The sequence below is a fragment of the Pontibacter sp. BAB1700 genome, assembly GCF_000277005.1.
Lineage (GTDB): Bacteria > Bacteroidota > Bacteroidia > Cytophagales > Hymenobacteraceae > Pontibacter > Pontibacter lucknowensis.
In genome coordinates this window covers 23,728-31,421 of sequence record NZ_AKIS01000019.1, presented here as the reverse complement: position 1 = coordinate 31,421, position 7,694 = coordinate 23,728, and the positions used below count along the sequence as shown (strand labels likewise).

Below are 7,694 nucleotides of genomic sequence, written 5' to 3'. Positions count from 1 at the left end.
ACAGGGGGTTGTTAGTTTCGCTCATACTTGTTTCTCTCTTTTGTCTGTTTTGTATATCGTATTATCAAAGGCTTTGTCAGCCATGCCTTGAAACACTTTCTTGTCGAGACCAACAAGCAGCACCACCAGCACAATCACATAGAATAGTGCGATAATGCCGAAGCCCCAGAAAGAGCTGTCAAGGAGGTGGTTGAGCAGAAGGCCCAGAAAGATGCTAACAAAAAGGAAGCTCATCAGGCCAAAAAAGGCCAACAAGGCACCATGTACCGCACTTACAAAAGCAGCTTTTAGCTTTTCCTGTATTTCCAGACGTATAATGTCTATGCGGGTATCAATATACCCCATTAAGTTATCAATGAGGTTATTACTTTTCTCTCTTGTGCCGTTGTCATTCATAGTGCCCAGCTTTTTTAGTGCTTTTTCTGTATACGCTATTAGATTAAAAATTTGCGGAAGATATAACCAGTTAAAGTTGTAGTACGGAATTTGCTGTATCTTGTCCGTGTTTACTTAACTTAAGTATCACTTTTTTGTTACATTAGTCTCTTTGGAGCATAACCTATATAGCACATTAGGCGTGAGTCCTACGGCCTCGGCGCAGGAGATCAAGCTGGCTTACAAGCGGCTGGCATTGAAGTATCATCCTGACCGTAACCCGGGCGACGCACGAGCGGAGGAATTGTTCAAGGTCGTTAACGCGGCTTATCAGACCCTGTCCGATCCCCAAAAGCGCGTGCGCTATGATTTGCGTCTGCAGTACCTGCGCGAACAGCGACAGGCCATACGGCAGCATCAGCCGCACCATAATCCCCGCTACCGGCAAACCCGGCCACCGGCCCCGGTTTCAGAGCGTCACTACCAAAATATACCTCGCCGCGAAGGTCGCCGCTTTGTGCGCAAGGACCTGTACATCACACTCGGTTTTTTCGCTTTCATGTTCGTGTTCAGCGTGCTGCTGAAGTCTACCATGGACTACATCACAGGCGAAGACAGGTATAAGACCGCACTCAGCTACATTGAACACGGCAAGTACAGTAGCGCACATAGCCTGCTCACGGATGCAATCTATTTCCGCCCAAAGCATTCAGACGCCTACCTGACAAGAGCAAGCATCTCGATGAATGTGTATGAGAATTACCGCTCGGCTGTGGAGGATCTGAATCAGGTGATCGCATTGCAGGACAGTCCTTCTGGAGAAGTGTTTATGTTGCGGGGCAAGTGCCTGGCCAAGCTGGAGAAGTACCAGGAGGCCGAAAGGGATTTTGGTATAGCGCTCACGCTTGACAGCACATTGCACACCGCGCAGTTAGACAGGGGAGAAGTGCGCTTGTTTTACCTGCAGAAGTTTGAGCCCGCCATAGCCGACTTTACCAGCTTTCTGCGACATACATCCAAAGGTGAGTCCTGGGCAAATGCGTTGACCTTCCGGGGCTTCGGGTATTACAAAACAGGCGAATATGCCGCCTCGGAGGCAGACTACCGCCAGGTGCTGCAGGCTGATAATGCCAATGGGCGGGTGTATTACCTGCTTGGCCGCACTGAGCTCGAGCAGGCACAGCCTGATTCTGCCTGTGCTCACTTTAGAGAAGCTTACCGCCTGGGTTACTCGGCGGCGGTACTGGAACTGCGGGCTAACTGTCGCTAAAAGTATTTGAGCAAGCGCTTCTGCATCCTTTCACTGTCCCAGGCCTGACCACCCAGATAAATCTCTTTTACTTCGCCGCTCGGGTTCAGCACATAAGTAGTAGGGTATACTGTCAGTTGCTGGTTAGCAAGTGGGGTATTGGCTTTGAGGTAAGTGAAGCTATAGGGCTGGCGGCTTCTGAATTTCAGGATTTTCTCCAACTCCTCGTCCGATATCGTTACGACGGCTATCTTGTCAGGGTGTAACTGTTGCAGGCGATCCATGGCGGGCATCTCTTCGATGCAGGGCTTGCACCAGGTAGCCCACACATTCAGCACAACCACTCTTCCTTTATACTTGTCGATGGAGATAGGCTCGCCCTGCAGGCTTGTAAGCTGAAGTGCCTGCCAGTTCACACGCTGCGGTACCGTTTGATTGAGCATGTAAAAGGCAAACACTGCAATAACACCCGCTACGGCAAAACCAACGGCATAAGCAGTCCAGAATATTTTTCGTCGGGTCATATGCTAAAACTGTATGTTTTGGATGAAAAACATATAGATAAGAGCCAATGCAAGCACAGTACCGATACCGGCAGCCATGCCCGCAAAAATGGCGCTCCAGAAAATTCTTTTCATGATGGCAATAAGTGTTGTAACAGCTAAGGTACTAAAATGCGGGAAGAATTACAGCCCGAAAACAATTTAGACAACCAGCGGCTTATTATAAAGTATAGTAGGGCAGCAGAAAGGAGAAGGGTATAAAAACAAAAAACCCTTACCGGTTAGGGTAAGGGTTTAAGCTGGTGGTGATGATTGGAATCGAACCAACGACACATGGATTTTCAGTCCATTGCTCTACCAACTGAGCTACATCACCAGCTCCATTGTGACCCCCTCTTCCGAAAGGGTATGCAAAAGTAGTAACCAAAATCGAAGACGCAAACTTTCAGGCAAAAATATTTTAAAAAAGTGGCCTTGTATACGTTTATTCTCACTATTCTGCTATCTTTATCTACGAATTGGTATGTATAACGAATAATTCACCGTGATTCAACTCGAGAACATTATCTTCCTGATTGTAGCAGGCCTGGGCATTGGCCTGTTTGTGTGGCAGATCCGCAAGATTCGCAAGAACATTCTGATGGGCCGTGACGTCGATCTGACGGATAACCCATCGGAGCGCATCAACAAAACTTTGCTGGTTGCCTTCGGACAGCAGAAGATGTTCAAGCGCATGCTACCGGCCGTGCTGCATCTGTTCGTGTATGTAGGCTTTCTGGTGATCAACATCGAGGTGATCGAGATCCTGATCGATGGGGTATTTGCCACGCACCGCGTACTGGCTTTCCTTGGACCGGTTTACAGCGCCTTGATGTTCATTAATGAAATACTGGCTGCGCTGGTAATCATCGCCTGCGTGATCTTCCTCTGGAGGCGTAACGTGACGAAGGTGCCGCGCCTGGCAAGTGGCGTAGAAATGCGCGCCTGGCCAAAGCTGGATGCGAACTTTATCCTGATTACCGAGATCGTGCTGATGTTTGCCTTGTTTGCCTTCAACATCGCTGGTTTGAAGCTGGTACAGATGGAAGGCGGCGAAGTGGCAGGCAGCTACCCGGTCAGCCAGATGTTCGTAAATATCTTTGGCGACAACCCGACCAGCCTGCACATCATAGAGCGTGTAGGCTGGTGGTTCCACATCATCGGTATTCTGGCCTTTATGAACTACCTGCCGAGTTCGAAGCACTTCCACATCATCATGGCTTTCCCGAACGTGTATTACTCGAAGCTTCTGCCAAAAGGTAAGTTCACGACGAACCCGGCTATTACGCACGAGATCAAAGCCATGCTGGATCCAAGCTACCAGCCGCCGGCGCCGGAAATGGACGCAGAAGGTAATCCGATCGTGCAGCGCTTCGGTGCGAAGGATGTGGAAGACCTGACCTGGAAACAGCTGATGGACTCCTATACCTGTACGGAGTGCGGCCGCTGTACCTCTGTGTGCCCGGCTAATATTACAGGCAAGCTGCTTTCGCCACGCAAGATCGTGATGGATACCCGCGACCGCATGGAGGAGAAAGGCGAGCATCCGGCCATCTTCGCCCCGAACCACTACAAAGAATTGGGGGTTGAACGTGTTGAAACTACAGACGAGAAAACCTTGCTGCGTGGCTACATCACACCAGAGGAACTCTGGGCTTGTACTACCTGCAACGCCTGCGTGGAGTCCTGCCCGGTGAACATCGACCAGCTGTCTACGATCATGGACCTGCGCCGCTACCTGGTGCTGGAGGAGTCGGCTGCGCCCGCTTCTGTTAACGCCATGTTCACCAACATCGAAAACAACGGTGCCCCATGGGCCTTCTCACCGTCCGACCGCTTCAACTGGGCCGAGGACATATATGTACCTTCGAAGAATTAAATTGCTGATTGCTTATTGTTAATTGCTTATATGTTGACTGTTATGATTGATTGTGACGCTTGACTTGGGAAAAGCTCAAGGCCTTTGATAAGGTATAGCAAAACCTGGGGAAGTGTAAAATCAACAATCATCAATCAACAATTCATACCCTACCAGATGGAAGAGAATAAAAGATTAGTTAAAGTGCCAACTATGGCAGAAATGGCAGCGAATGGTGAAGAACCGGAAGTGCTGTTCTGGGTTGGCTGTGCCGGTTCGTTCGACGACCGTTACAAGCGTGTAACCCGTTCCTTTGTGCAGATTTTGGAGCACGTAGGCGTAAAATATGCCGTATTAGGTACAGAAGAAAGCTGCACAGGCGAACCAGCCAAACGTGCCGGTAATGAGTTCCTGTTCCAGATGCAGGCTATTACCAACATCGAGGTGCTCAACGCTTACAATGTGAAGAAGATCGTAACGGCCTGCCCGCACTGCTTCAACACGCTGAAAAACGAATACCCAGACCTAGGCGGTAACTACGAGGTGATCCACCATTCCACGTTCCTGCAGCAGCTCATTAACGAAGGCAAAGTGAAGGTACAGGGTGGCGAGGCTTTCAAAGGCAAGCGCATCACGTTCCATGACTCCTGCTACCTGGGTCGCGCCAACGACATTTACGAAGCACCTCGCGACGTACTGGCCGCGCTAGATGCCGACCTGGTAGAAATGAAACGTAGCCGCGCCAACGGACTTTGCTGTGGTGCCGGCGGTGCCCAGATGTTCAAAGAGCCGGAGCCAGGTAACAAAGACATCAACATTGAACGTACGGAAGAGGCCCTGGCTACACTGGGTAGCGGCAGTGGCGTAATCGCGACAGCCTGCCCGTTCTGCATGGTGATGATGAGCGACGGTGTGAAGAACAAGGAACAGGAAGAAAGCGTAAAAGTTTTTGACATCGCCGAGCTGATCGCACAAGCGGAGGGTCTTTCGAAGTAATACCTGATTGTTGATTGATAATTGTTGATTGTTGTTTCCTTGTATTGATTTTGGTGTACCTTTTTAACTAAGTTAAAATGTGAGAACAGGTATAGTTTTTCAGTATTAACATCATCAGCGAATTACCTTTAAAAAAATCAATCAACAATTAACAATCAACAATAAAAATGTACATTCCTTTTGACCAATTACCACCGCAGGCTCGGCTCTGGATCTACCAGGCTGACAGGGCTTTGACGGCGGCAGAGCAGGAAGAAATAAAACCAATGCTGGAGCGTTTTGCTACTGACTGGAGCAGTCATGGCAAGGGGCTGCAGGCGTCGGCTAGCTTATTGCACGACCGCTTTTTGGTGCTGGCCAACAACGAGACCGTTACCTCTGCCAGTGGTTGCTCTATAGACAAGTCGGTGGCTTTTGTGAGGGAACTGGAGCAGCGCTTAGGGGTTTCGTTTTTCGACCGTACCCGATTAGCTTTTTTGAAAGACGGAGAAGTGCAGGTGGTGGGTATGAACGAATTAAAAAATAAAGTAGCCGCCGGCGAAATAGACGGGCAGACCTTATATTTTGATACATTGGTAAATAATTATGGAGAGTTGCAGGATGCCTGGCCTCGACCGGCGCAGCAAAGCTGGCTCTCCAGGTATTTTTAGATCCGCTAATCCAAAACTTACCCCCATGCAGCAGACGCTATCGACCAAGTCAGTGGCCCATTACCTGAAGTTTACAGCAGCTGTTTTGTTGCTGGCAGTGGTGCTTAGCTCCTGTGGGGCGGGCATGTACCTCAGCAAGGCCGACAAGCGCTTCGGAGAAGAGCAGTATGAGCGGGCCATCGAATACTACAAGCAGGCGCTGAAAGGGGCGAATAATGTTGGCGAGATCAATTACCGCATTGCGGAATCCTATCGCTTGTCTAACCGACTGGCAGAGGCCGAGACTTATTACAAAGCCGCACTCGATAACAACTACCGCAAAGAGGAGGGATTCTTCTACTACGGCATGGCCCTAAAGGCCAATGGCAAGTACGAAGCCGCCTTGGGTCAGATGCAGGATTATGCCCGCATTGGTAGCAAGCAGGAACTTAAGACGCTGGCGTTGCGCGAAGTAGAGACTTTGAGCCAGTTGAGCGGCATCCTGAAAAAGAACACGGGCTTCGAGATCTACAACCTGGAAGCGCTGAATACGGAAGGCTCTGATTTTGCTCCTTTTGTGCGCGGCAACGAACTGATCTTCTCGTCTACACGCGGACCGGGCAAGACCTACCTGGGCAATGGCGAAGGTTTCCTGAACCTGTATGCCACCACGTTGGATGCCGACTCGGCCAACCTGGGAGCTGCTGTGCGCAAACTGGAAGGTATAAACACTGATGACCTGCACGAGGCGCTGGCAACCTTTGCTGACGAAGGCAACACGATGGTATTTGCCCGAGGCAACGAAGGTACTAAGAAAGGCCGCCGCAACGTGGATTTGTTCATCTCTTTTTACCGCTCCAACGCTTGGACAGAGCCAAAGCTGCTGAACATCAGCGATCCGCGGGCCTGGGATTCTTCTCCGGCTTTCTCTCCTGACGGCAGAACACTTTACTTCTCCTCTGACCGCCGCGGTGGCTTGGGTGGCAACGACATCTACAAAACGACTATAGACGACAACGGACGTTTCTCGGCACCCGAAAACCTCGGACCGGATATCAACACGCCAGGTAACGAAAGCTATGTGCATGTGGCACCTGATGGCACTCTATACATTGCATCCGACGGTTTGCCAGGCTTGGGCGGGCTCGATGTCTTTAAGATTGAAGAAGGCAAGCCCGTGAACATGGGGGTGCCGGTTAACTCCAGCGGCGACGATTTCGGTATTTTCTTCCAGGATGCTTTCAAAGGGTATATCTCCTCTAACCGCGAAGGCGGCAAGGGAGGCGACGATATCTACGCGATTGCCCGATCGGCACGCAAGCTGGTGAATTTCTTCGTGGACGGTACGGTGTACCAGCGTCGCGACAAAGACAAGCAGCAAACCGTAGTGCCTAACATACCGGTGGTGCTGCAGGATAACCGTGGACAGAAAATAGCCGAAACTACCGCTGATGAAGAAGGCAAATTCACCTTTGCGCTCGACAGTGCTTCTACTTATTCACTGCTATCCGAAAAAGCTGGTTTCTTTGCTGCGCGCCAGCGAGTGAGCACTGTGGCAAAATGCCACCACAAAATCAGTTGCCAAACGAAGTAAACGAGGTGCGCCTCACCGCTGACCTGCTCCTGACCGAGATCGTGAAAGAGAAAGCGATTGTGCTCGAGAACATCTTCTACGACTTCGACAAAGCCGACATCAGGCCAGACGCAGCCGAAGAACTCGACAAGCTGGTGCAGATACTGGTGGATAATCCGCAGATTTCCATTGAGCTAAGCTCGCATACCGACTCCCGTGGCGTTGATGTGTATAACCAAGACCTGTCACAGCGACGTGCGCAGTCAGCCGTAAATTACATCATCTCAAAAGGTATAGACAAGTCGCGCATTACGGCCAGAGGCTACGGCGAGAGTCGCCCAGTGGTACGCAATGCCAAGACCGAGGAAGAGCACCAGCGCAACCGCCGCACCGAGTTCAAGGTGGTTCGCATTCAGGAGTAACAGGTATAGTGCTATACCTTTAAGCATAAAAAAATCGGCGGCTATAGTCT

The 7,694-nt window shown here is 50.4% G+C and carries 8 protein-coding genes and 1 tRNA gene; 6 read left to right on the top strand and 3 right to left on the bottom strand.

Annotated features, from left to right (window positions below):
* Positions 1-21: 21 nt before the first annotated feature.
* Positions 22-396 carry a phage holin family protein gene (locus O71_RS02935; RefSeq protein WP_007653047.1) on the bottom strand — a complete coding sequence of 125 codons (375 nt, stop codon included), beginning with the start codon at positions 394-396 and terminating at the stop codon, positions 22-24.
* Positions 397-547: 151 nt separating this feature from the next.
* Here O71_RS02935 and O71_RS02930 point away from each other — a divergent pair, with 151 nt between their 5' ends.
* A complete protein-coding gene (locus O71_RS02930; protein ID WP_040573485.1) occupies positions 548-1,645 on the top strand; it encodes a tetratricopeptide repeat protein in 1,098 nt (365 codons plus the stop codon).
* On the opposite strand, the gene O71_RS21330 is transcribed toward O71_RS02930, so the two are convergent.
* Both O71_RS21330 and O71_RS02920 read right to left on the bottom strand, forming a co-directional pair.
* The gene (locus O71_RS21330) at positions 1,642-2,148 is read right to left on the bottom strand and encodes a TlpA disulfide reductase family protein (protein WP_007653042.1); all 507 of its coding nucleotides are present in this window, start codon (positions 2,146-2,148) and stop codon (positions 1,642-1,644) included. The genes O71_RS02930 and O71_RS21330 overlap by 4 nt on opposite strands.
* A gap of 279 nt (positions 2,149-2,427) precedes the next feature.
* Positions 2,428-2,503 (bottom strand) — tRNA-Phe (locus O71_RS02920).
* A 168-nt stretch (positions 2,504-2,671) separates the two neighbouring features.
* On the opposite strand from O71_RS02920, the gene O71_RS02915 reads away from it, so the two are divergent.
* The 5 genes from O71_RS02915 to O71_RS25025 all read left to right on the top strand — a co-directional run bounded on the left by O71_RS02915 (position 2,672) and on the right by O71_RS25025 (position 7,644).
* A complete protein-coding gene (locus O71_RS02915; RefSeq protein WP_007653040.1) occupies positions 2,672-4,045 on the top strand; it encodes a (Fe-S)-binding protein in 1,374 nt (457 codons plus the stop codon).
* Positions 4,046-4,201: 156 nt separating this feature from the next.
* Positions 4,202-5,020: a (Fe-S)-binding protein gene (locus O71_RS02910; RefSeq protein WP_040573484.1), complete on the top strand. Its 819-nt coding sequence runs from the start codon at positions 4,202-4,204 to the stop codon at positions 5,018-5,020.
* Positions 5,021-5,187: 167 nt separating this feature from the next.
* A complete protein-coding gene (locus tag O71_RS02905) occupies positions 5,188-5,670 on the top strand; it encodes a hypothetical protein (protein ID WP_007653035.1) in 483 nt (160 codons plus the stop codon).
* 25 nt (positions 5,671-5,695) lie between these two features.
* Complete coding sequence (locus O71_RS02900) at positions 5,696-7,243, top strand: tetratricopeptide repeat protein (protein WP_237717682.1); 1,548 nt, start codon at positions 5,696-5,698, stop codon at positions 7,241-7,243.
* Positions 7,210-7,644: an OmpA family protein gene (locus O71_RS25025; protein ID WP_237717681.1), complete on the top strand. Its 435-nt coding sequence runs from the start codon at positions 7,210-7,212 to the stop codon at positions 7,642-7,644. The genes O71_RS02900 and O71_RS25025 overlap by 34 nt, the downstream gene beginning before the upstream one ends.
* The last annotated feature ends 50 nt before the right edge of the window (positions 7,645-7,694 follow it).

Excerpts from the sequence above, each read along its gene's own strand:
- O71_RS02900 (WP_237717682.1), top strand. The coding sequence starts at position 5,696 with ATGCAGCAGACGCTATCGACCAAGTCAGTGGCCCATTACCTGAAGTTT.
- O71_RS21330 (WP_007653042.1), bottom strand. The coding sequence starts at position 2,148 with ATGACCCGACGAAAAATATTCTGGACTGCTTATGCCGTTGGTTTTGCC.
- O71_RS02910 (WP_040573484.1), top strand. The coding sequence starts at position 4,202 with ATGGAAGAGAATAAAAGATTAGTTAAAGTGCCAACTATGGCAGAAATG.
- O71_RS02905 (WP_007653035.1), top strand. The coding sequence starts at position 5,188 with ATGTACATTCCTTTTGACCAATTACCACCGCAGGCTCGGCTCTGGATC.
- O71_RS02935 (WP_007653047.1), bottom strand. The coding sequence starts at position 396 with ATGAATGACAACGGCACAAGAGAGAAAAGTAATAACCTCATTGATAAC.
- O71_RS25025 (WP_237717681.1), top strand. The coding sequence starts at position 7,210 with ATGCCACCACAAAATCAGTTGCCAAACGAAGTAAACGAGGTGCGCCTC.